A 22,312-nucleotide genomic window follows, 5' to 3' on the forward strand; every position below is an offset into this window, starting at 1 on the left:
ACCAGTCAGCCTACGTCGCGCCCTGATAGACGTAGTAGAGCTCCTCCCGTCCCTGCAGCAGCACGGGGACCGGCGTCACCTGGCACGCCCCGAAGACCACTTCCACCGCCTCACCCAACGCCGGCGACTCCGACGACGACCACACCGTCAGCACCCCACCGGCCCGCAACCGCTCCCGGCAGACGGTCAGGAACGACGACTCGTAGATGGCCGAATTCTCGTTGTACACAAGGAAGTCCGGCCCGTTGTCCACATCCAGCAGGATCGCGTCGTACGACGCCTTCGCCGCCGCCGCGATCACCGCCCGCACGTCCCCGACCTGCACCGACACCCGCGGATCGTCCAGCACCGACGGCACCAGACCACCCCGCATCCACCCCACCAGCTCCGGCTCGATCTCCGCGACCACCACCGCACCGAGACGAACATCACGCAGCAACGCCCGCACCGTGTACCCGAGCCCCAGCCCACCCACCAGCACCCGCTCGGGCCGCCCCACCGCCGCTAGCGCCACCGACGCCAGCAGCTCCTCACTGGACGTCTCCACGTCGTCCATCACAAACACCCCGTTGACCCGCAACTCCAGCGCCCCATCCGCGCGCCGCCGCAACAACAGATCTCCCCGCTCCGACTGAGCCCGCGCGATCTCCATCAGACGAGCTCCGCGTCGTGGGCGAGCAGCGCGAGCTGGACCCGGCTGCTGAGCTGAAGTTTGGTGAGTGCGTTGGCAAGGTGGGTCTTCACCGTGGCTACGCCCAATTGCAGGACGTCGGCGATCTCGGCATTGGTTTTGCCTTCGGCGACGGCTTGTACGACGTCTCGTTCGCGGTCGGTGAGTTGGGCCAGGGCGGCGCGGGCCGTCGTACGGCGGGTGCCTGGGTCGCCGTGAGCGGCTTGGGTCATGAGCTGGCGGGTGGATTGCGGGGAGAGGACGGATTCGCCGGCAGCGACCTTGAGGACTGCGGCGAGGATCTCGGCGGGCGCGGCGTCCTTCAAGAGGTAGCCTGCGGCGCCGGCTCGGAGGGCGTTGATCAGGTGGTCGTCGGAGCCGAAGGTGGTGAGGATGAGGACTTCGGGGGCGGCCGCGTGCCGGCGGATCTCGGTGGTGGCGGCGACGCCGTCGAGGACGGGCATGCCGATGTCCATCAGGACGACGTCCGGGCGCAGGTCGCGGACGGCGTCGATTGCTTCGCGTCCGTTGGCTGCCTCGCCGATCAGCTGCACCGAGGGGGTTCCGCCGAGCATGCTGGCGAGACCGGCTCGGACGAGCGGGTCGTCGTCCACCAGGAGCAGCCGGACGGGAGAACTCACGCGGTCATCGTAGGGTCCACGGCAGCCAGGCCGCCAACCGGAATTCGCCGTCCGCGGTGGCGCCGTACTCGATCCGCCCGCCGGCCAGTGTGGCTCGCTCGGTGAGGCCGATCAGCCCAACACGCGATCCCGGTCCATCAGCGCCCGGCTCAAGGCGGTTGGCCAGCTCAACCGTGAGCCCGTCGCCCGGTCCACCGCTGATGGTCAGGTGGACGGCCTGGTGTGGCGCGTGTTTGCGGGCGTTGGTGAGGCCTTCCTGGATGATCCGATAGGCGTGCCGCCCGATCGAGTCCGGTACGTCGGCCGGCTCGACCCGGACCGTCAGGTCCAGCTCCATCCCGGCCTGCTGGGATTCAGCCACCAGACGCAGTACGTCGAAGGTGTCGTGAGCCCGCAGTACGCCGACGATCTCGCGCAGGTCTTCGACGCACTCCCGAGCGCTCGTCCGGATCACGCCGGCCGCCCGGGACAGCTCGTCGGCCGGCATGTCCGGGCGGAACTCCAGCGCCCCGGCGTGGACGCTCAGCAAAGACAACCGGTGGCCGAGTGCATCGTGCATCTCCCGGGCGATCCGCTCCCGCTCCTCCCGAACCGCACGCTCGGTCAGCGAAGCCATCAACTCCCGGCGCGTCCGTACGACGATGCCCCAGGCAACGATCGCCAGACAGGCGAACGCGAACAGCGCGACCGCGATTGCATAAGAATGAGGCCCTTCCGCGATCGGGTAGAGCCAGAACTGCACCAGGCAGGACGCCATCGCAACGGCCCCGAGCGACAGGCTGACCGCCGGCCGCCGATGCACCGCGACACTGAACAACGCGATCCCCGCCGAACCACCGACGGACGGCACCAGCGTCGACGCCAGGATCATCACCACGGTCAACGCCACCGGCCACCGCCGCCGCGACAGCAACGCCAGCGCGCCGATGATCGCCAGCCCGAGGTCCAGCCAGAGCGGCAACGGCCCGAACCGTGGCGGCGGCTCCACGTCCCCGACAGCCAGCAGGCTGAGCAGGAACCCGAGCAGCACAGAAGCGATATCGACCACCCGATACCGCGCGATCAGCGCGGCCAGGGACCCCTGTGTACTCTGCACCCGACCGAAGGTACCGCGACTTTCGGTGGAGCCGGCGATCCACCGAAAGTCTCCACACCAGCTCCCGCCGACGGATCCGCCGTACCGGCCCGGTCGGGCAGAGTGACGGAGTATGAAGCGGCTCGGGAAGTTCCTCCTGCGGTTTGTTGCCTTGGTCATCGTCCTGGTGCTGGCGTTCGTGATCTCGTCGAAGGTCTGGATGTGGCAGGACGATCGCAAGGCGGAGCTGACGACCACCGGGCCCTATACGGCCGATGTGGAGTCGCTGAACAAGCATCCGCTGCCGAAGTGGTTCCAGGACGCGAAGTTCGGGGTGATGCTGCACTGGGGGCTCTACTCGGTGCCTGGGTTCGCGCCGAAGGGCAAGACGTTCACCCAGCTGCTCCAGACCGAGTACGGGCACACGATGACGCACAACCCGTACGCCGAGGACTATGCGAACGCCATGAAGGACCCGGACTCCCCCACCGCCCGCTATCACCGCGAGCACTACGGCAATGCGCCGTACAGCGACTTCGCCAAGCAGTTCGAGGCCGGACTGGCCAAGTGGGACCCGGACCGGTGGGCGAGTCAGTTCAAGGCGGCAGGGGCGTCGTACATCGTGGTGACTGCGAAGTACGCCGACGGCTACTCGCTCTGGCCGACCAAGGTCCGCAATCCGCACGCACCGGACTTCCACTCGCAGCGGGACCTGATGGGTGAGCTGGCCACCGCCGTACGCAAGCAGGGGCTCAAGTTCGGCGTGTACTACTCCGGCGGCGTCGACTGGACCTTCCAGAAGAAGACGGTGAAGACACTCGGCGACTACTCGTACCTGCACTACGGGGAGGACTACCGCCAGTACGCCGTCGCCCAGGTGCGCGAGCTGATCGACCTGTACAAACCGGACATCCTCTGGAACGACATCTCCTGGCCGACCGGTTCCAAACGCCTCTACGCCGTCATCGCGGACTACTACAACAAGGTTCCGGAGGGCGTGGTCGACGACCGCTGGAGTACGGCGTCGTTCGGCCGGCAGGTGATGGGGCTGAAACCGATCCGGTGGGGATTCGACCAGTTGATGCGCGGACTCTTCAAACTGCCCGAGGTGACCGACAGCGTCAGCACTCCGCGCGAAATGCCGCACAGCGACTTCAGAACACCCGAGTACGCCGATTTCGACACGATCCAGACCAAGTTCTGGCAGCAGGATCGCGGGATCGGCGGGTCGTTCGGCTACAACCGCGAAGAAACCGAGGCCGACTACACCAAGTCGCCCGAGCTGATCGGCGAACTGGCCAAGGCGAGCGCGAACAACGGCGCCCTACTCCTGAACGTCGGCCCGCGCGGCGGCGAGGGGGAGATCGTCCCGGAGCAGCTGAGCCGGCTCACCGATATCGGCGCCTGGCTGAAGACGAACCGGGAGGCGTACGACGGTTCCCGGCCCTGGACGCAGTCGTCGGCCGAGACCGCGGCCGGTGACACCGTCACCTTCACGCGGAAGGGCGAGACCGTTTATGCCACGGTGCTCGGCCGGCCGAAGGGCGACATCGTCATCCAGGGCGTCACGTTCCGGGGCACCGCAAGCCGTCTGGGCGGGGCGGCCGTCGTACTCGGCACTGCTGGTGGCAGCACCACGCTCAAAGCGGCCGCAGACGGGTCCTATGCGCCCGTCTACCGGCTGAGTGCGGGTTAGTACCAACCCTTGGCCTGGGAGTGGCTCCAGGCCGAGCAGGGCGAGCCGTAGCGGTCCTCGATGTAGTCGAGGCCCCACTTGATCTGGGTGACCGGGTTGGTCCGCCAGTCCGAGCCGTACGCCGCCATCCGGTTCCCCGGGAGGGCCTGGGCGATGCCGTACGCCGAGGAGGTCGGGTTGTCGGCGCGGGGGTTCCAGCGCGACTCCTTGTTCCACAGCTTCTCCAGGCAGCTGAACTGGCCCTGGCCCCAGCCGTGGTCGGGCAGCAGGTTCATCGCGATCTGCTTGGGGGTGCCCTCGTACTTCTTCCGCTCGGCATCCCGGCTGGCGCGCGCCTCGCGGGAGCTGCGGTCGGTCTTCTGCAGCGCCTGGTAGCGGGCGAGGGCGGCGTTCTTGGCGACGCGGCGGCGCCAGGCGGCGTCCTGGGAGGCCTGCATCTCCTGCGCCTTGGCCTCGACCTGGTTGCGGATCCGGATCGCTTCCTCGGCCTGTTCCTGTGCGGTCAGGACCTTCTCCGTCGGCTGCTTGACCGCGGACGCCTTCTCGCTGTTCACGACCGCGAGCTCGGCCCGCCCGGACGCGGAGCTGCTGCCGGCGGAGCTGAAGAGGTCGATACCCGTCACCAAGGTGACCACGGCGATCCCTGTCACAGAGAGAGCCGCGACGGAGCGCTTCGCTTTCATCTTTCCTTCCGAGAAACCCGACCCCCGTCGGCTGCAACAGAAACATACTTTGGCCTAAACCGACCGTGATCACAAGCAGGTCACAAGCCTCGGCGCGGCCGCCGCAGGGGCGACCGCGCCGTGGCGGACGAAGTCTTACGCGTGTCTTACAGACAGTGATGAGCGAAGCTCACCATGACTCCTTACCGGTCAGTCAGATCTGCAGGTCGTCGAGCATCTCGGTGACCAGCGCGGCGATCGGCGAACGCTCCGAACGGGTCAGCGTGACATGGGCGAACAACGGGTGGCCCTTGAGCTGCTCGACCACCGCGACCACACCGTCGTGCCGGCCGACCCGCAGGTTGTCGCGCTGGGCGACGTCGTGGGTCAGCACGACCCGCGAGTTCGCCCCGACCCGGGACAGCACGGTCAGGAGCACGTTGCGCTCCAGCGACTGCGCCTCGTCGACGATCACGAACGCGTCGTGCAGCGACCGGCCGCGGATGTGGGTCAACGGCAACACCTCGAGCATGCCGCGGTCCATCACCTCGTCGATCACGTCGGAACCGGCCAGCGCGCCCAGCGTGTCGAAGACCGCCTGCGCCCACGGCTGCATCTTCTCCGACTCGCTGCCCGGCAGGTAGCCGAGCTCCTGACCGCCGACCGCGAACAGCGGCCGGAAGACGACCACCTTCTTGTGCTGGCGGCGCTCCATCACCGCCTCCAGACCGGCGCACAGCGCGAGGGCCGACTTGCCGGTCCCCGCCCGGCCGCCGAGCGAGACGATCCCGACGTCCGGGTCGAGCAGGAGGTCGAGCGCGACCCGCTGCTCGGCCGACCGGCCGCGGATCCCGAAGGCCTCGCGGTCGCCGCGGACCAGCCGGACCCGCTTGTCCGGCATCACCCGGCCGAGCGCACTGCCCCGGTCCGACAGCAGCACCAGCCCGGTGTGGGTCGGGAACTCACCGGCCTGCTGAAGCTCCAGCACGCCTTCTTCGTACAGGTCGTCGACCACCGCGGTCTCGACCTCGAGCTCGGCCATACCGGTCCAGCCGGACTCGAAGGTGATCTCGGCCCGGTACTCCTCGGCCACCAGCCCGCAGGCCGAGGCCTTCACGCGCATCGGCAGGTCCTTGGAGACCAGCGTGACGTCGCGGCCCTCGGCCTTGAAGTTGCACGCGACCGCCAGGATCCGGCTGTCGTTGTCGCCGAGCCGGAAACCGGCCGGCAGGCTCTCTGGGTCGGTGTGGTTCAGTTCGACCCGCAGGCTTCCACCGTTCTCCCCCACTGGCAGGGGTGCGTCGAGACGTCCGTGCTGAATCCTGAGCTCGTCGAGCAGGCGTAGTGCGGTGCGAGCGAAGTAGCCGAGTTCAGGATGATGCCGTTTGGCCTCCAATTCGGTGACGACGACCACCGGGACGACCACCTCGTGCTCGTCGAACCGCAGCAGTGCGTGCGGGTCCGACAGAAGCACCGAGGTGTCCAGCACAAAAGTGCGCTGGTCCGGTGTGGATGAGGTACTTGACGCCTTGGCGTGGGTGGCAGCCATGTCGCACGTCCTCTCGGGCCGCGACGTGCACACCACGCCCGGCCCACCAGTGTTAGGTGTTGGACCGGGAGTCGGGGATCAGCCGGACCGAGACAGACCGTCTCGGACACTCCGTTCTGCCCCTCATAGGGCAACCGGCTGGCGAACGATTCTCAAACTGATCGCACCTCCCGTAACAGCCGGCTTCCCCTCCGACCGTCATTGTCAGAGTAGGAGGGTCCGGCAAACCCCGCAGCCCGACACGCCCGGCCACGGGGTTAACACGGTGTTACACGTTCCCCTCGCCCGGGGGACCCCGCTCACCCCGCCGGGTGATCCGGTACGACGGCGTTCCGGCCGACGCTCATGTCATGCGAAAAAACTGGCCGCTCCTGATGGGGTGTGCGACCGCCCTGTGGTCGTTTCTCTACGGCATTGCTGGCGTTTACTGGTCGTTAGGAGGTGCTGACTACCCGTTCGCCAAGGTGGAGGACGACCAGGCGACGGCGTCGATCCTGGAAGGCGCTCCAGTGGCGGTTGTCGGGCCGGTGATGGCCGTCGTGGGACTCGGCGGCGCCGTACTGGCAGTGGTGATGACCGTACGCCGGCCGCGCGGGTGGTTGCTGCAGACAATCGCCGCCGTACTCGCGGTCGGCCTGGCCCTCGTGATCCCCGACTACACGCCGCTCGGGATACTCGCCCTGTCTCCGGCGCTGGTGATCTTCGCCTTCACCGGGATCCCGGGCGAGCAGGATGGGGTCGGCGACATCCTGTACTGGCATCGGCTGAACCTGCTCATCGTGTTCGTCGGCGGCTTGCTGTGGGCGGGTACGGCGATCGCGTACCACCGCCGTACCCGCGACGCCTGCGTTTCCTGCGGCCGCAGCGACCGGCCCGCACCCGCGTGGACCACGCCCGAATCCGCACTGCGCTGGGGTCGCGTCGCGGTCGGCGTCTCCGTCGTGGCAAACCTGCCGTACGAGGCCACCCGGATCGCCTGGTACTTCGGCTGGCCGCTGGGCATCACCGACGAGTTCCACCAGATGATGGCCGATACGCCGGGCATGCTCGAGATGGGCCTCGGCCTGGCTGTGCTGGCCATCGGCGGCAGCATCCTCACCCACGGCCTGGTCCAGCGCTGGGGCGAGGTCTACCCACGCTGGATCTGGTTCAAAGCCGGTCGCCGGGTACCTCCACGACTGGCGATTATTCCGGCGTCGATCGTGGCCGTGGTTCTGATCCCGGCCGGCCTGATGAACGCCCAGCTGCCCCTGGACGGCGACAACTGGGCGCTGAACGCACCTGGCATCCTCTGGATCCTCTGGGGCGCAGGACTCGGTGCAGCGACGTACGCCTACTACCTCAGGCGTCGTACGGCGTGTGTGCGATGCGGACGCGGAGTCACGCGCCGAAGCGACGCTCTCGCTGGGAATAACTCCTGATCGCTCGCAGGAAGTCGACGTGGCGGAAGTCCGGCCAGAGGGCTTCGCAGAAGTAGAACTCGCTCCGGGCGCTCTGCCAGAGCAGGAAGCCGCCGAGGCGCTGCTCACCGGAGGTGCGGATGACCAGATCCGGGTCCGGCTGGCCCTTGGTGTACAGGTGGCGGGCGATGTGCTCGACGTCGACCCGCTCGGCCAGCTCCTCGATCGAGATGCCCTGGGCGGCCTCCTCGAGCAGCAGCGAGCGGACTGCGTCGGCGAGCTCGCGGCGGCCGCCGTACCCGACGGCGACGTTGACGAGCATGCCGTCGACGTCCCTGGTCGCGGTCTCGGCGCGCTTCAGCGTCTCGGCGGTCACACTCGGCAGCAGGTCCAGCGCGCCGACCGGGTGGATCCGCCAGCGGCCGATCGCGGTCAGCTCGTCGACGGCCTGCTCGATGATCCGCAGCAGCGGCTCGAGCTGGTCGGCGGGCCGGGTCAGGTTGTCGGTGGACAGCATCCAGACGGTGACGACCTTGACGTCGACCTCGTCGCACCAGTGCAGGAACTCGGTGATCTTGTTCGCGCCGGCCTCGTGGCCGTGCGACACCGGGTTGCCGGCCGAGCGGGCCCAGCGCCGGTTGCCGTCGATGATCACGCCGATGTGCCCCGGGATCCGGTCCGGCGGCAGCGAACGCCGCAGCCGGCGTTCGTAGATCAGCATCAGCGCGTCGCGCAGCTTCTGCTTGCCTGGTGTCTGCATGAGCAGGGATTCGCCTCCAACGTCCTCACCCTGAGGCTAGCCCACAACACCGGTGGAAAGAGAGGCCGAACTTTTCACTTGTTCGCCGCATCGTAGACACGGGACAAGGTGCGTCGACCGGGTGACTTCGCCTACATTTCAGCCTGCGGGGAGTCGTACCTACGGTTGCGTAGGTACGGTTGTGTAGATGCGGGTACAGCACACCCGGGACGATGAAAGGACAGCGATGACCGCTACCGGTGCCCAGCCCCAGAATGTCGGTCATGGACTGTCCGGACGACTCGGGCCGCTGAAACCGAAGCTGCGCGGCTGGCTGCACGCCGGCACCTTCCCCCTGGCCACCGCCGGCGGCATCGTGCTGATCTGCCTGGCCCCGCATTCGAACGCGCGCTGGGCGGCCGCGGTCTACACGATGGGCGCGATGCTGCTGTTCGGTATCTCCGCGCTCTACCACCGCTTCTACTGGGGTGCGACCGGCGAGGCGATCCTGCGCCGGCTGGACCACAGCAACATCTTCCTGCTGATCGCCGGCACCTACACCCCGCTCGGGATGCTGCTGCTGAGCGGCAAGGACCGCATCCTGATGCTGAGCCTGGTCTGGGGCGGCGCGACGCTGGGCATCCTGTTCCGGGTCTTCTGGGTCGGCGCCCCGCGCTGGCTCTACACCCCGATCTACCTGGCCATGGGCTGGGTCGCGGTCTTCTGGATGGGCGACATCTACCGCCAGGGCGGCGCGGCGGTCGTCACGCTGATCGCGGTCGGCGGCCTGCTCTACTCGGTCGGCGCGGTGATCTACGGCACCAAGCGGCCGAACCCGTCCCCCCGCTGGTTCGGCTTCCACGAGATCTTCCACGCCCTGACGGTGGCCGCCTTCATCTGCCACTACGTCGCTGTCAGCATCGTTACGTACCAATCCTGACGATCTGAAGGCTGTCTGAAGGGTCCGGCGCGACCCTGAGGTATGAGCACTCTTCCGGCGCTGAACGACGACGAGCTGGCCGAGCTGGGCCGCACCGTCACCGGAGTACCCACCGCACGCATCGGCGACGTACGGGTCGAGGTCGTGGACTACCCCATCGGGACGCCCACCACCGCAGGGCTCTACCGCGTCTTCGGTACGGCGGACGGCGTCGGCTGGTCGTGTTTCGTGAAGCAGCTCCAGTCGGTGCGGCACTGGGAGTTCCTCGGCATGGTCCCGGAGGAGCTGCGGGAGGAGTTCGTGCAGAACCTGCCCTGGCAGCTCGAGCTCGCCGTCCACCGCAGCAACCTGCCCGAGCTGCTACCGGACGGCATGCGCCTGCCCGCGACGTACCGGATCGACCTGTGCGACGACGATCGCGGCACACTGTGGATGGAGAACATCACCCCGGAACCGGGCCCCTGGCCGATCGCCCGGTTCGAGCGAGCGGCGTACCTGCTCGGTCGGCTCTCGGCGCGCAGACAGCCGCATCTGGTCGACCCCCTGCTCCCCCGCGCCGGAGTGACCACACCGGGCATCGGACTGCGGTACTACACCGGCGGCCGGGTGATGCGGAACGCCATACCGGCCCTTGCTGCCCCGGAGACCTGGAAGAACCCGATGCTCGCCGAGGCGGTCGACAACTTGGGTGATCACACCCTGCGGGACGACCTACTGGCGCTGGCGACGCGCCTGCCCGCCGTGCTGGATGCGCTCGACACCCTGCCGCAGTGCTACCAGCACGGCGATGCGAGTCCGCAGAACCTCCTTGTGCCGCAGGACTGCCCCGACGAGTTCGTAGTCATCGACTGGGGCTTCGACTGCCCCCAGGCGGTCGGCTTCGACCTAGGACAGTTGCTGATCGGCCTGGCCCACGCTGGAGAGCTCTCCCCAGAGGCACTGCCCGCTGTACACAAGGTGATCCTGAATGCCTTCCAGACCGGCCTGGCCGAGGAGGGCATGCAGGTGACCGAGGAGCAGGTCCTCTACGGCTACCTGGGTTCACTGTGCGCACGAGCAACGTTCACCGCGCTACCCCTCTGGGAGCCGGCCACCCCTGCACTCTTCGAGCAGCGCGTCCACCTCACCCGCGCCCTCGTCGACCTGGTCTCACCAGTCGTTTGAACGTAGTTGCCCGCCCTGCCCGGCCCCTGGCGCCCCGCCGCAGGCAGCTGCCCGTTCCACTCGGCACCTTCTGACCGACGAGAAGGCTCCGCCGCGCAGACTTGGGCCGAACAAGTTGCCACCTGGAGGAATCCAGCATGACTGCGACTGCCGGCTTGGAACTGCGCACGTTCACCACGATCGACGACGTACGAGGCGATCTCGTCGACGTCTACGCCGACGTGCGTTCAGAACTGCTCCACCTCCCGAACTACGCGGTGCCGGCGTTCGGTGAAAGGCTCGACAGGCACGGTGTCGAGCCGGGGTTCGTGGCGGTCCTTGCCTACGTGAATGGCGTCCCCGTCGGCTACGCCTACGCCAACACGATTGAGCATGGCGACCGGTATTGGGCACGCACGAGCCCGCCGCCCGCGGACAAGTACACCGACGGTCCAGCGGCCGCGCTCAAGGAGATCGGCGTACGCACGACCTGGCGCAAGACCGGTACGGCTCGACGGATCCACGATGCGCTCCTGGCAACTCGTACTGAGCCGTTCGTGACGCTCATGGTCAATCCGGCGGCCGGGGACGGAAAGGTCTACGCGCTCTACGAGTCGTGGGGGTACGAGGAGATCGGGCAGAGCCAGCCGTCACCCTCGTCACCCCTGCTCAAGGTGATGATCCGCCCAACGGGGTGACAGCCTGGTCGTTGTCCGGGTGTTACGCCGACGCCTCATCCGGCGGTTAGCTGCCCGCGGCGGGCCACCACGCACCGGGCCCGGGCGGGCAAAGCCTCCCGCACCACAGCGAAGCCGCACGGGTGGGCTCGACCACCTTTTTGATCTCAGTCCTGTTTCGGCTGCAACGAATCGGGGTGGATCGGGTATCCATGGTGCGTGAAGAACCTCAGTAGGTACACAGCGCTCGTTGCCCTCGCTGGTTTGGTTCTGAGCGGCTGCGGTGACGAGTCCAGCGTCGGTGGTACGCCGGCGACTACGCCAACGCCCAGTGAGCCGTCGGTGACCGAGTCGACGCCGGTCGGGGTCGGTCTGCCGCTGACGGTCACGCGGACCGGCGGGTTCGCCGGTTTCAACGACCAGGTGCAGGTGGACGCGGACGGCATCGCCACGGTGAGCTCACTCGGTAAGGAGACGATCCGGTGCAAGCTCGACCCGACTCTGCTGACCCCGCTGGCCTCCGCGGCTCAGCAGGTCGACTGGGCGAGCCTGACGATGGTCAAGCCGACCGTGCGGCACCCGGACGACATGATCATCGCGGTCTCCGCCAACGGCAAGGTCGCCCGGCTCGAGGACCCGAAGCTCAAGCCGCTGTCGGCCCCGGTGAGCAAGCTGCTCACCGAGGCCAAGATCCCACCTGGGAATCTCTGCAAACAGCTCTAAGGGACAGTGACCGCGGTGTCGTCGACGACGAAGCTCGTCTGGAGTGACGAGTCCTCGGCACCGAGGAACTTCACGGTGACCGTCTTCCCCTTGTAGGCAAGGAGGTTGAAGGTCTTCTCCGTGTACGTCGTGTTCTTGTTCAGGTTCGAGTACGTCGCCAGTGTGGTCGTCGTCCCGCCGTCGACCACCTGCACCTTGAGTGTGTCGTAGACCGTCGACGACGTCGTCTCGGCGGTGTCGATCCGGATCCAGAACGACAGCGTCGCGGTCGTCGCCGCGGCCGGGATCGCGACCGACTGGCCGGTGTTCTCGGTGCTGGTGCTGCCGTTACCCTGCAGCCACGCCTTCCACGTACCGGCGCGGGCCGGCTTGGACGAGCTGTTGGTGACGACACCCGACGTACCGGTCCAGTTCACTGCGCCGGACTCGAAGCCCGGGTTGGCGAGCAGGTTCGAACCACCCGGAGGCGGTCCGCTGCCGTAGTCCTTCTGGGCATAGTTCCAGATCATGTGGCCGATGGCATCGATGTTGCGGTCCAGCGCGGTCAGGTTGAGGTTGGTGATGGTGTCGCAGGACCGGTGGTAACACGGGTCGTACGCCTGCCCCGCCGTACCGCCCCACTTCGCCGCCTGGGCCGAGGTCTTGGTGCCTTCGGCGCCGGTGAAGGTGCCGGCCGTCGCGATCCCGAGCGAGCGGAACGCCGCGTGGTCGGAGCGGCCCTGGACGTCGATGTACTCCGTCTGGATGCTCTTGCTGGTGAAGTACGTCGTCAGGTCGTCGCGCGCGCCGTTACCGGCCGGATTGTCGTTGTAGACAAAGTATCCCGGGTTCGGCGAACCGATCATGTCGAAGTTCAGGTACAGCTCGATCTTGTCCCGCTCGGCCGCGGGCAGACCGTTCACGTAGTACTTGGAACCGAGGAGCCCGAGCTCCTCGGCACCCCAGAAACCGAAGCGCAGACGGTTCCTGGGAGTCTGGCCACTGGCGGCATAGGCGAGCGCGACCTCCAGGACGCCCGCGCTCCCGGTGCCGTTGTCGTTGATGCCCGGACCCGAACTGACGCTGTCCAGGTGCGATCCGGCCATCACGACATGGTTCGCGTCGCCGAACGGCCATTCGGCGATCACGTTGTACGACGTACCGGCCGAGGTGTTGAACTGCTGCAACGTGGTCGAGTAGCCGGCCGCGTCGAGTTTGGCCTTCGCCCAGTCGGCGGAGGCCTTGTAGCCGGGGCGGCCGGTGTAGCGGTTGCCGCCGTTGCTGGTGGCGATGGACTGGAACTGGTCCAGGTGCGCCTTGGCGTTGGTCACCGAGATGTCGGGATCGACGACCGCGGCGGTGGCGGCGGACGAGGAACCAGGGACGGCAAGCGCTCCGGCGGCGAGTGCCGCGGCGAGAGCCGCTGCAGACAAGGATCTACGCATGGGGACTTCTCCTTGCTTACAAGAGAAGATCCGGGGGCGAGCCATGGGCAGGGCCCGCCCCCGGACCTTCGAATCTCACGAACTACTTGCTGTTAGCAAGCAGCGGAACCGGCCGGCGCGTTGATGCCGGCCATGGCGCGCTGCACCGCGAGGCACTGGGCCGAACCGGCGCCGTACAGCTCCTTGGCGGAGTTGATGACACCGTTGCGGGCAGCCGCGTAGTTCGAACCGGAGCTGAGCTTGGTGGTCAGCGTGCGGTACCAGATCTTGCCGACCACATCACGGCCCGCACCGGCGAACGTCGTACCGTTGCAGGAGGTGGTGCTGTAGTTGACGCCGTTGATCGTCTTGGCGCCGGTGCCCTCGGAGGCCATGTAGAACCAGTGGTTCAGCGGTCCCGAGGAGTAGTGCGGGTCCAGGTTCTTCGTGCCGGTGGTCCAGCAGTCCTGGCTGCCGCGGCCGTCCTTCGACGGCTTGTCCATGTAGCGCAGCGGCGTACCGTTGCCGTTGATGTTGATCTTCTCGCCGATCAGGTAGTCACCCTTGTCGGTGGCGTTGTTCGCCGAGAACTCGACCAGCGTGCCGAAGATGTCCGAGGTGGCCTCGTTCAGGCCGCCCGCGTCACCCGAGTAGTTCAGGTTCGCGGTCGCCTGGGTGACACCGTGGCTCATCTCGTGACCCGCGACATCGATCGAGGTCAGCGGACGGGCGTTGCCCTGACCGTCGCCGTACGTCATCTGGGTGCCGTCCCAGAACGCGTTCACATAGGCGTTGCCGTAGTGCACGCGGGAGCGCGCACCTTGGCCGTTGTTGAAGATGCCGTTCCGGCCGTGGACGTTCTTGTAGTAGTCCCACGTCAGCTGGGAGCCGTAGTGGGCATCCACACCGGCGGTCTGGCGGCTGGACGTCGTACCGTTGCCCCAGACATCGTCTGCGTCGGTGAAGAGCGTGCCGGTGCCGGAGCTGCCGCCGTTCAGGTCGGTGGTGTTGTTGCCACCGCGAGCGGTGTCCCGCAGCTGGTAGCTGCCGGATGTGCCGATCGAGACCTGGCCGGAGTACATCGAGTTTCCGGTCCCGGTCTTGACCTCGTCGTCGGAGTCCAGCAGCGCACCGGTCTTCGCGTCGAAGAACGAGTGCAGCACCGACGGCGTCTGGTCGGCCTTGACGCCGGTGGTGACGACCTCGTAGGCCAGCACCGGCTTGGTCTCGCTGACGTAGATGACCAGGTCGCCCTTGTTGGCGGTGGCCTTGAAGCCTGCTGCCTTCGCACCCTTGGCGAGCGCGGCAGCCTCGGACAGCGTCGGTTTGGTGGAGGTGAGCCCAACGGTCTTCGCGTTGCGGTTGTACGTGACCTGGCTGACGGTTCCGGCCGCGTCGCGCTTGACGATGAAGTCACCACCGACGACCTTCAGGCCGTTGAAGGTGCGGTCGTAGCGGACGAACTCGGTGCCGTCGGCATCTTTCACGACATCCTTGACCTGCAGGACCTCGCCCTTGCCGAGCCCGAGAGCCTGGGCGGTCTTCGCCGCCAGCACCTGCTCGGACTTGACGGCCGCCGGCTGGTCGAAACCAGAGGCCGGCAGCGGCTGGGAGGCAAGGTTCGCGCCGGCCGGCGCAGCCACCATGGCGGCTGCGGCGATGACGGCGATGGCCCCAACAGAAGTTGCTCGTTTCAAGACAGCTCTCCTCACATAGCGGTCGCTGAATGGGCGCAGCGACCCGGGCGATGGGATGACGCGTCCTTGACACAGGGGAAGGCGGGTCCGGAGGCGCTCAGGCCTCCGGACCCCGGGTATCAGCTACCCGCAACCAGGGAGGTGTCGTCCACGACGAAGCTGGTCTGCAGGGAGGAGTCCTCCGCGCCGACGAACTTCACCGTGACGGTCTTGCCCTTGTACGCCGCGACGTTGAACGTCTTCTGCGTGTACGTCGTGTTCTTGTTCAGGTTCGAGTACGTCGCCAGCGTGGTGGTCGTGCTGCCGTCGACGATCTGCACCTTGAGCGTGTCGTACACCGTCGAGCTGGTGGTCTCGGTGGTGTCGATACGCAGCCAGAACGAGAGCGAAGCGGTAGTCGCCGTGGCCGGGATGGCGACGGACTGGCCGATGTTCTCGGTGCTCGAACGGCCGTTGCCCTGCAGCCACGCCTTCCAGGTACCGGTGCGCGCCGGCTTCGACGTGCTGCTGGTGACGACTCCCGACGTACCGGTCCAGTTGACCGCACCGGACTCGAAGCCCGGGTTCTTCAGCAGGTTGTCGCCGGTCGGCGGCTCGGTGGTGCCACCACAGGCGGCGGCGCCGGCCGGGACGGAGATGCCGTTGAAGGCCGCCGCGATGCCCTTGCACTCGGCGGAGTCGTTGCCGTACAGCTCCTTGGCGGACGTGATCGCACCTTCACGGGCGTCCTTGTAGGTGCTGCCCGAGCTGAGCTTGGTGCTCAACGTGCGGTACCAGACCTTGGCGGCCACATCGCGCCCGACCGGGGTGACGGTGGAACCGTCGCAGGCGGTGGAGGTGTGGGTGACGCCACCGATGACCTTGGTGCCGGTGCCCTCGGAGGCCAGGTAGAACCAGTGGTTCAGCGGGCCGGAGGAGTAGTGCGGGTCGGCGCCGCCGACCGAGGTGCTCCAGCAGTCGTAGCTGCGGCCGTCCTTGTTCGGCTTGTCCATGTAGCGCAACGGGGTGCCGTTGCCGTTGATGTTGATCTTCTCGCCGATCAGGTAGTCACCCGGGTCCTGCGCGTTGTTCGCGGAGAACTCGACAGCGGTGCCGAAGATGTCCGAGGTGGCCTCGTTCAGGCCGCCCGCGTCACCGAAGTAGTTCAGGTTCGCGGTGGCCTCGGTGACACCGTGGCTCATCTCGTGACCGGCCACGTCGATCGACGTCAGCGGACGGGCGTTGCCCGCGCCGTCGCCGTACGTCATCTGGGTGCCGTCCCAGAACGCGTTCACGTACGCGTTGCCGTAGTGGACCCGCGAGCGCGCGCCCTGGCCGTTGTTGAAGATTCCGTTGCGGCCGTGGACGTTCTTGTAGTAGTCCCAGGTGAGCTGGGCACCGAAGTGGGCGTCGACGCCGGCGGTCTGGCGGTTCGCCGTCGTGCCACTGCCCCAGGTGTCGTCCGGGTCGGTGAAGACCGTGCCGGTACCGGAGGTGGCGCCGTTCAGGTCCGTGGTGTTGTTGCCACCGCGGCTCGGGTCCGACATCGAGTAGCTGCCGGAGGTGCCGATCGAGACCTGTCCGGAGTACATCGAGTTTCCGGTACCGGTCTTGATCTCGTCGGTCTGGGCGAGCACCGCGCCGGACTTGGCGTCGATGAACGAGTGCAGCACCGACGGGGTCTGGTCGGCCTTGACGCCGGTGGTGACGACCTCGTAGGCGAGCACAGGCTTGGTCGGAGTGACGAAGACGACCAGCGTCCCCTTGTTGCCGGTGGCCTTGAAGTCGGCTGCCTTGGCACCCTTGGCGAGCGCGGCCGACTGGGACAGCGTCGGCTTGGTCGCGACACCGACGGCCTTGGCGCCGTAGTTGTACTTCACCTGACCGATGGCCTCACCCTTGCGCTTCACGATGAGGTCACCGCCGACGACCTTGAGGCCGTTGAAGGTGCGGTCGTAGCGGACGAACTCGGTGCCGTCGGCGTCCTTGACGACGTCGCGCACCTGGAGCTGCTCGCCACTGGCGAGTCCGAGAGCTGCGGCCGTCTGCGCGGTCAGCGCCTTTTCGGCCTGGACGGCGGCCGGCTGGTCGAAGCCGGACGCCGGGAGCGGCGCCGTACGGTCGGCGGCACCGGCGGTGGTGCCGGTGAAGCCTGCAGCCAGTCCGGCTGCCGCGACGATGGCCACCGCCCCTGCTGATGTCAGTCGTTTCAAGACAACATCTCCTCACGGTGTGGTCGCTGTTTGGGCGCAACGACCGAATTCAGTTGGGGACGCCGGATGTCTGGCCCATCAGTGCCACTGCTCACTTGTGACACTGCGTGTCAGGACATGCGAATTCTGTTACATCCGACTGAGGGAGGACTCTCGCCTGCGGCGGGCCCGGAGTCAAGCGATAGTGCCGAAATGACAGGGAAAACCCGCATTGACCACGATGGTCAGCTCAGCTGCTCGCGGAGGGCGTCCGGTTCCGGAACCGGCAGCTGGCAAGTGAATTTCTGACACACATATGCCACCGGCCGGTCATCGACCAACGACCTGCCGGCCATCAGCGGTACGTCGAGACCCGGCTCCGCCTGGACGATCGCCGTACCCCAGGGCGCATGGGTGAACGCGACCTGAAGGAGCTCGGGCGAACGGCCGGCGATCGCGATCTCGAGCGGTCCGGCGGCGATCGTCTCGGCCACCGCCAGCGCCCGCCCGGCGAACCGCGGCGCCCGGGCCGCGATCGCCGCCGAGGCACTCAGGGCCTGCTCGGCCGCGGTCTCATACCGGACTGATCCGGTCAGGCTCGCGAGCGTGCTGAACGCCTCGGCGGCCAGGCTCACACCGGACGGACTCGCGTTGTCCGTCGGGTCCTGCGGCCGCCACACCAGCTCCTCGGCGTCCGCGGCCGTGTCGAAATAGGAGCCGTCGGCAACGAATTGCTCGAGCGTCCGATCCAGTAGCGTCTGTGCGGTCTCGAACCACTTGATGTTGCCGTTGACACCGAACAACGTGAGACAACTCTGCGCAAAAGCCGCATAGTCCTCCAGTACGCCGTGCGCCGTACCCACCACGCCGTCCCGCGAGGTCCGGTGCAGCCTGCCCGTGGTCGGGTCGAGATGGACCGTCCGGATCAATTCGGCCGCGTCGGTCGCGGCCTCGACGTACTCGGGTTTGCCGAGGACGATGCCGGCGCGGACCAGTGCGGTGATGGCCAGACCGTTCCAGGCCGCGACCACCTTGTCGTCGCGACCGGGGTACGTGCGGGCCTTGCGGGCCTCGCTCAAGGTCGCTCGGATCCGCTGCCAACGATCGGCGTCATCGGGGTCCTGACGGAGTTGCAGAACCGAGGATCCGTGCTCGAAAGTGCCGGTCACGTCGCAGAGTTCGACGACCCAGGCCGCGTCCTCCGCGGGCAGTGCCGCGTAGATCTCGGCCGCTGTCCAGACGTAGTACTTGCCTTCCTCGCCTTCGGTATCCGCATCGAGCGCCGACGCGAACCCACCTTCCGGCGTCCGCAGTTCCGTGCGGAGGAACTCGGCCGTCTCCTCGGCGATCCGGCGCGCGATCGGCTCGCCACCGACTGCCCACCACTGGGTATAGACGTCGAGCAGCAACGCGTTGTCGTACAACATCTTCTCGAAATGCGGGACGACCCACTGCCCGTCGACGGAGTACCGCGCGAAGCCACCGGCGAGCTGGTCGTACATCCCGCCCCGCGCCATCCGCTCACAGGTCTGCACAACCATCCGGAGCGCATCCGCCGAACCGGTCCGCCGGTGATGCCGCAACAGGAAGTCCAGCACCATCGACGGCGGAAACTTCGGCGCTCCCCCGAACCCACCGTCCACCGGATCGAAGTCCGTCCCCAGCAACTGCGCCGCCCGATCCAGATCAAGGTCCCCACCACCGGCCTGCTGCCGGGCCCCCAACTGCTCGACCACCCGCCGCCCGATCCCGTCGATCTGCTCCCGCTTCCCCCGCCAGGCCTCCACCAACGACTCCAGCACCTGCCGGAACGACGCCATCCCGTGCCGCGCATCCTTCGGAAAGTACGTCCCACAGAAGAACGGCTCCGCCTCCGGCGTCAGGAACACCGACATCGGCCACCCGCCCTGCCCGGTCATCGCCACGGTCGCCGCCATGTAGATCGCATCCACATCCGGCCGCTCTTCCCGATCCACCTTCACACACACGAAGTGCGCGTTCAGATACTCCGCCGTCGCCGCATCCTCGAACGACTCGTGCGCCATCACATGACACCAGTGACAAGCCGAGTACCCCACCGACAAGAACACCGGTACGTCGCGCTCCCGCGCCTCAGCGAACGCCGCCTCGGACCACTCCCGCCACGCCACCGGATTCCCCGCGTGCTGCCGCAGATAAGGACTGGTACTCCGACCGAGCTCGTTCACGGGGGTCATGCCCCCAACGTTAGGTGGTCTGCGAGAGGGCCACGGACAGGCCCAGGGTGAGGGCCATGACGACGAGCTCGAAGCCGACGATCTGCCAGAAGGGGATGTTGCGGTCGAGGAGGTTGCCGGTGGCGCGGGTGCGGCTGAGCTGGGCCGCGACGATCAGCGCGGCGAACGCGAGGACCTTGACGATCAGGAGGACGCCGTACGCGTCGGAGGTGAGGACGTCGAAGACGCCGTTCCAGCCGCCGGCCTTCGCGGCCAGCCGGCCGGCGGCGCTGATCAGGCCGCTGAGGACGAGGGCGATCGAGGAGAGGGTGGCGACCTGGTTGTAGCGCTCGAGGACGATCGGGAGGCCGCCGCGGCTGGCGCGGCCGTAGCGGACGAGGCCGGCCAGGCCGCCGATCCAGGTGGTGGCGGCGATCACGTGGATGACCAGGGCGGCTCCGGCGAGGACGACGTACGACTCGTTGCGCGGGAACGCTGTGAGTGCGTTCGGGATCAGGGCGGCGATGGCGACCAGGACACCGAGGCGGGCGGCTTGGGAGGTCTGGACGCGGCGGATGCCGATGGCCAGGGCCACGACCAGGATGCCGGTGATCAGGAGGGACTTGACCTCGGGGACGGCGAGGGCGTCGTCGAGGCGGAGGTACAGGAGGTTGACGGGGGTGTCGAGGATGACGGCGGCGGTGACCACGGCGCCGGCGAAGGAGCAGGCGGCCCAGATGACTGCCGAGTTGCTCGCGTCGTGGACCGCGCGGCGGCCTTGGGTGCCGAGCAGGCCGCCTTCGATGCGGAGCAGGACGACGGCGGCGAGCAAGGCGCCGGCGCAGCCGACGGTGGCCAGGGTCGCGATCAGGCGGAGCAGCGGGAGGAGCCAGGCGACGAACAGGCTCGGGCCGCCGATACCACCGGTGTCCTGCGGCTCACTGCCGGTGGCGAACATGGCGATCACGAGAGCGATCGAGGCCACCACAACCGCACTCAGCCCACCGACTACCAGGCGTCCGGGCATGCGGTGCCGGGCGGCGCGAGTGGCACGGGTCGTGCTCATCGCACCGACCCGCGCCCGGCATTGGTGGGCACGCGGCCACTATAGGGTCACGTGGAGGTGGGCAGCCCAGTCCGACACCATCTCGTGATCACGGTCAGGCGGGGACTGCCGAGAATCGTTCTGTGGGCGTTACTTGGGCTCACTCTGCGTCGGTGTCGTAGCCACCGTAGGGATCGGATCGACACCGTCCGGGTCCGCAGAACTGGCGGGACTCGCTGGGCCGGAAGACGGAGCTGGGGCGTCCGCGCCGGCGTCGTCGAAGTCGATCTTCTTCAGCTGCTTGCCCATGTTGCGCCACAGGAGCACCGTGACGGCACCGAGAGCGAGCACGATCAGCAGCGCGACCCAGCCGGGACGCACCGAGTTCGGGTCGATCTCGACCGGCGCAAGGGAGGTCATCGCTATCACGCCACCATTCTCTCACTGTCATCCCCCGCCGTCAGCGGAGCCCCGCGAAGAGGTCGGTCTCCGGCAGTTCCGACTCGACCAGACTCCGCGCCAACTCGTAGTCCTCGGTCGGCCAGGCCGCCTGGTGAACCTCCAGCGGTACGTCGAACCACGCACCGTCGGGGTCGATCTGCGTCGCGTGCGCCAGCAGCGCCTTGTCGCGGGTCTCGAAGTACTGCGCACACTCGACCCGGGTGGTGATGCGGCGCTCGTTCTCCGGGTCGGGCTTCCAGTCCTTGAGGCGGTCCTCGTACGGCGACTTCAGCCCGCGCGCGACCATCGCGTCGTGCAGGGCCTTCATCCGCTCGCGGTGGAACGTGTGGTGGTAGTACAGCTTCAGCGGCTGCCAGGGCTCACCGAGCTCCGGGTACGCGTCCGCGTCACCGGCCGCCTCGAAGGCAGCCACGGTGATCTGGTGGCACATCACGTGATCGGGATGCGGGTACCCGCCGTTCTCATCGTACGTCGTGACGACCTGCGGACGGAACTCGCGGATCAGCTTCACCAGCGGAGCGGCCGCGTCCTCCACCTTCCGGGCGGCGAAACAGCCGTCCGGCAGCGGTGGGAGCGGATCACCCTCGGGGTAGCCGGAGTCGACCCAGCCGAGCCACTCCTGCCGGATCCCGAGAATCTCGCGCGCCGCGTCCATCTCCTTGCGGCGGATCTCGCTGATGTTGGCCAGCACCTCGGGCCGGTCCATCTTCGGATTCAGGATGGATCCACGCTCACCACCGGTACAGGTGGCGACCAGCACCTCGACGCCCTCAGCGACGTACCGGGCCGTCGAAGCGGCACCCTTGCTCGACTCGTCATCCGGGTGGGCATGCACATGCAACAACCGCAACTCTCCACTCACAAGACACAATGGTCCTCCACCGGACCCCAAAACCCACAACCAACCCCCTGGACCCCCGTTGACAGAGCCAGCCAGCAGCACCCTCGACTCCCGTTACGGACGCACTGCACGGTCCCGGCGACCGCTGATCATCGGCCTGGTCGCCGTGATCGCCGTGGCCGGCCTGGGATGGCTGCTGTGGGCCGCGGTGGTCGGATCGAACCCGCCGGTGACGTCGCGACTGCTGGCCTTCAAGATCGTCTCGGAGACGCAGGTGACGGCCACGGTCCAGGTCGACCGCACCAAGTCCGTCGAAGCGACCTGCCGGGTGCAGGCCAAGGCCGCGGACTTCTCGATCGTCGGTGAGCTGACCCTGACGGTCCCCGCGGACTCTCCCCGGAACCAATCGCTCCCGGCCACTCTGACCACCCAGCGAACCGCGACCTCGGTCGTCCTGATCGGCTGTACGACGGCCGATTCGCAGCGCCCGCACTGACCTGCAAAAGCGCAGGTCAGAGCCGGTTTCTGGTTGACGCGGAACCTGAATCGGCAACCGATTGCCCTCGGTCCGTCCAGAATTCGG

20 protein-coding genes are annotated in these 22,312 nt (G+C 67.5%); 7 read left to right on the forward strand and 13 right to left on the reverse strand.

Annotated features, from left to right (window positions below; all coding sequences use genetic code 11):
• Positions 1-10: 10 nt before the first annotated feature.
• From ACFCV3_RS28350 to ACFCV3_RS28360, 3 genes are read right to left on the reverse strand one after another with little or no spacing between them, the layout of a single operon-like run.
• Positions 11-652: a hypothetical protein gene (locus ACFCV3_RS28350; protein ID WP_376034872.1), complete on the reverse strand. Its 642-nt coding sequence runs from the start codon at positions 650-652 to the stop codon at positions 11-13.
• Positions 652-1,311 carry a response regulator gene (locus ACFCV3_RS28355; RefSeq protein ID WP_376034874.1) on the reverse strand — a complete coding sequence of 220 codons (660 nt, stop codon included), beginning with the start codon at positions 1,309-1,311 and terminating at the stop codon, positions 652-654. Before ACFCV3_RS28355 ends, ACFCV3_RS28350 begins: the two co-directional genes overlap by 1 nt.
• Before the next feature lie 4 nt (positions 1,312-1,315).
• A complete protein-coding gene (locus tag ACFCV3_RS28360; protein WP_376034876.1) occupies positions 1,316-2,407 on the reverse strand; it encodes a sensor histidine kinase in 1,092 nt (363 codons plus the stop codon).
• Between the two features lie 112 nt (positions 2,408-2,519).
• Here ACFCV3_RS28360 and ACFCV3_RS28365 point away from each other — a divergent pair, with 112 nt between their 5' ends.
• Positions 2,520-4,082, forward strand: a complete 1,563-nt coding sequence (locus ACFCV3_RS28365; protein WP_376034878.1) for an alpha-L-fucosidase — start codon at positions 2,520-2,522, stop codon at positions 4,080-4,082.
• Here ACFCV3_RS28365 and ACFCV3_RS28370 read toward each other — a convergent pair.
• Positions 4,079-4,765, reverse strand: a complete 687-nt coding sequence (locus ACFCV3_RS28370) for a transglycosylase SLT domain-containing protein (RefSeq protein ID WP_376034880.1) — start codon at positions 4,763-4,765, stop codon at positions 4,079-4,081. The two genes, ACFCV3_RS28365 and ACFCV3_RS28370, sit on opposite strands and share 4 nt — an antisense overlap.
• Positions 4,766-4,958: 193 nt before the next feature.
• The gene (locus tag ACFCV3_RS28375; RefSeq protein ID WP_376034882.1) at positions 4,959-6,293 is read right to left on the reverse strand and encodes a PhoH family protein; all 1,335 of its coding nucleotides are present in this window, start codon (positions 6,291-6,293) and stop codon (positions 4,959-4,961) included.
• Between the two features lie 350 nt (positions 6,294-6,643).
• On the opposite strand from ACFCV3_RS28375, the gene ACFCV3_RS28380 reads away from it, so the two are divergent.
• A complete protein-coding gene (locus ACFCV3_RS28380; RefSeq protein WP_376034884.1) occupies positions 6,644-7,714 on the forward strand; it encodes an NYN domain-containing protein in 1,071 nt (356 codons plus the stop codon).
• On the opposite strand, the gene ACFCV3_RS28385 is transcribed toward ACFCV3_RS28380, so the two are convergent.
• Positions 7,674-8,453, reverse strand: coding sequence for an isoprenyl transferase (locus ACFCV3_RS28385; protein ID WP_376034886.1), 780 nt, complete (start codon positions 8,451-8,453; stop codon positions 7,674-7,676). The two genes, ACFCV3_RS28380 and ACFCV3_RS28385, sit on opposite strands and share 41 nt — an antisense overlap.
• A 226-nt stretch (positions 8,454-8,679) precedes the next feature.
• Here ACFCV3_RS28385 and ACFCV3_RS28390 point away from each other — a divergent pair, with 226 nt between their 5' ends.
• The 4 genes from ACFCV3_RS28390 to ACFCV3_RS28405 all read left to right on the forward strand — a co-directional run bounded on the left by ACFCV3_RS28390 (position 8,680) and on the right by ACFCV3_RS28405 (position 11,915).
• On the forward strand, positions 8,680-9,372 hold the full coding sequence (locus ACFCV3_RS28390) for a hemolysin III family protein (protein ID WP_376034888.1): 693 nt from the start codon (positions 8,680-8,682) through the stop codon (positions 9,370-9,372).
• Between the two features lie 42 nt (positions 9,373-9,414).
• The gene (locus tag ACFCV3_RS28395) at positions 9,415-10,536 is read left to right on the forward strand and encodes a phosphotransferase (protein WP_376034890.1); all 1,122 of its coding nucleotides are present in this window, start codon (positions 9,415-9,417) and stop codon (positions 10,534-10,536) included.
• A 137-nt stretch (positions 10,537-10,673) separates the two neighbouring features.
• Positions 10,674-11,213: a hypothetical protein gene (locus tag ACFCV3_RS28400; RefSeq protein WP_376034892.1), complete on the forward strand. Its 540-nt coding sequence runs from the start codon at positions 10,674-10,676 to the stop codon at positions 11,211-11,213.
• A gap of 198 nt (positions 11,214-11,411) precedes the next feature.
• On the forward strand, positions 11,412-11,915 hold the full coding sequence (locus tag ACFCV3_RS28405; protein ID WP_376034894.1) for a hypothetical protein: 504 nt from the start codon (positions 11,412-11,414) through the stop codon (positions 11,913-11,915).
• Here ACFCV3_RS28405 and ACFCV3_RS28410 read toward each other — a convergent pair.
• The 7 genes from ACFCV3_RS28410 to mca all read right to left on the reverse strand — a co-directional run bounded on the left by ACFCV3_RS28410 (position 11,912) and on the right by mca (position 21,750).
• Positions 11,912-13,339, reverse strand: coding sequence for a M28 family metallopeptidase (locus ACFCV3_RS28410; RefSeq protein WP_376034896.1), 1,428 nt, complete (start codon positions 13,337-13,339; stop codon positions 11,912-11,914). The two genes, ACFCV3_RS28405 and ACFCV3_RS28410, sit on opposite strands and share 4 nt — an antisense overlap.
• 92 nt (positions 13,340-13,431) lie before the next feature.
• Positions 13,432-15,015: a M4 family metallopeptidase gene (locus ACFCV3_RS28415; protein ID WP_376034898.1), complete on the reverse strand. Its 1,584-nt coding sequence runs from the start codon at positions 15,013-15,015 to the stop codon at positions 13,432-13,434.
• 119 nt (positions 15,016-15,134) lie between these two features.
• Positions 15,135-17,207, reverse strand: coding sequence for a M4 family metallopeptidase (locus ACFCV3_RS28420; RefSeq protein WP_376034900.1), 2,073 nt, complete (start codon positions 17,205-17,207; stop codon positions 15,135-15,137).
• Positions 17,208-17,431: 224 nt separating this feature from the next.
• Positions 17,432-19,402 carry a thioredoxin domain-containing protein gene (locus ACFCV3_RS28425; RefSeq protein WP_376034902.1) on the reverse strand — a complete coding sequence of 657 codons (1,971 nt, stop codon included), beginning with the start codon at positions 19,400-19,402 and terminating at the stop codon, positions 17,432-17,434.
• Positions 19,403-19,412: 10 nt separating this feature from the next.
• Positions 19,413-20,447, reverse strand: a complete 1,035-nt coding sequence (locus tag ACFCV3_RS28430) for a CopD family protein (RefSeq protein WP_376034904.1) — start codon at positions 20,445-20,447, stop codon at positions 19,413-19,415.
• Between the two features lie 129 nt (positions 20,448-20,576).
• Positions 20,577-20,846 carry a hypothetical protein gene (locus ACFCV3_RS28435; protein WP_376034905.1) on the reverse strand — a complete coding sequence of 90 codons (270 nt, stop codon included), beginning with the start codon at positions 20,844-20,846 and terminating at the stop codon, positions 20,577-20,579.
• A 40-nt stretch (positions 20,847-20,886) separates the two neighbouring features.
• Positions 20,887-21,750 (reverse strand): mycothiol conjugate amidase Mca, encoded by an 864-nt coding sequence (mca, locus tag ACFCV3_RS28440; protein WP_376034907.1) that lies wholly within the window; start codon positions 21,748-21,750, stop codon positions 20,887-20,889.
• 58 nt (positions 21,751-21,808) lie between these two features.
• On the opposite strand from mca, the gene ACFCV3_RS28445 reads away from it, so the two are divergent.
• Positions 21,809-22,225: a DUF4307 domain-containing protein gene (locus ACFCV3_RS28445; RefSeq protein ID WP_376034909.1), complete on the forward strand. Its 417-nt coding sequence runs from the start codon at positions 21,809-21,811 to the stop codon at positions 22,223-22,225.
• Positions 22,226-22,312 lie beyond the last annotated feature (87 nt).

Origin of the sequence: Kribbella sp. NPDC056345 (genome assembly GCF_042262745.1) — a bacterium.
In the GTDB taxonomy this organism is placed as follows: Bacteria; Actinomycetota; Actinomycetes; order Propionibacteriales; family Kribbellaceae; genus Kribbella.

Coding starts and splice junctions, on each gene's coding strand:
- ACFCV3_RS28350 (WP_376034872.1), bottom strand. CDS start 652: ATGGAGATCGCGCGGGCTCAGTCGGAGCGGGGAGATCTGTTGTTGCGG.
- ACFCV3_RS28365 (WP_376034878.1), top strand. CDS start 2,520: ATGAAGCGGCTCGGGAAGTTCCTCCTGCGGTTTGTTGCCTTGGTCATC.
- ACFCV3_RS28370 (WP_376034880.1), bottom strand. CDS start 4,765: ATGAAAGCGAAGCGCTCCGTCGCGGCTCTCTCTGTGACAGGGATCGCC.
- ACFCV3_RS28375 (WP_376034882.1), bottom strand. CDS start 6,293: ATGGCTGCCACCCACGCCAAGGCGTCAAGTACCTCATCCACACCGGAC.
- ACFCV3_RS28380 (WP_376034884.1), top strand. CDS start 6,644: ATGCGAAAAAACTGGCCGCTCCTGATGGGGTGTGCGACCGCCCTGTGG.
- ACFCV3_RS28385 (WP_376034886.1), bottom strand. CDS start 8,453: ATGCAGACACCAGGCAAGCAGAAGCTGCGCGACGCGCTGATGCTGATC.
- ACFCV3_RS28390 (WP_376034888.1), top strand. CDS start 8,680: ATGACCGCTACCGGTGCCCAGCCCCAGAATGTCGGTCATGGACTGTCC.
- ACFCV3_RS28395 (WP_376034890.1), top strand. CDS start 9,415: ATGAGCACTCTTCCGGCGCTGAACGACGACGAGCTGGCCGAGCTGGGC.
- ACFCV3_RS28400 (WP_376034892.1), top strand. CDS start 10,674: ATGACTGCGACTGCCGGCTTGGAACTGCGCACGTTCACCACGATCGAC.
- ACFCV3_RS28410 (WP_376034896.1), bottom strand. CDS start 13,339: ATGCGTAGATCCTTGTCTGCAGCGGCTCTCGCCGCGGCACTCGCCGCC.
- ACFCV3_RS28425 (WP_376034902.1), bottom strand. CDS start 19,402: ATGACCCCCGTGAACGAGCTCGGTCGGAGTACCAGTCCTTATCTGCGG.
- ACFCV3_RS28430 (WP_376034904.1), bottom strand. CDS start 20,447: ATGAGCACGACCCGTGCCACTCGCGCCGCCCGGCACCGCATGCCCGGA.
- ACFCV3_RS28435 (WP_376034905.1), bottom strand. CDS start 20,846: ATGACCTCCCTTGCGCCGGTCGAGATCGACCCGAACTCGGTGCGTCCC.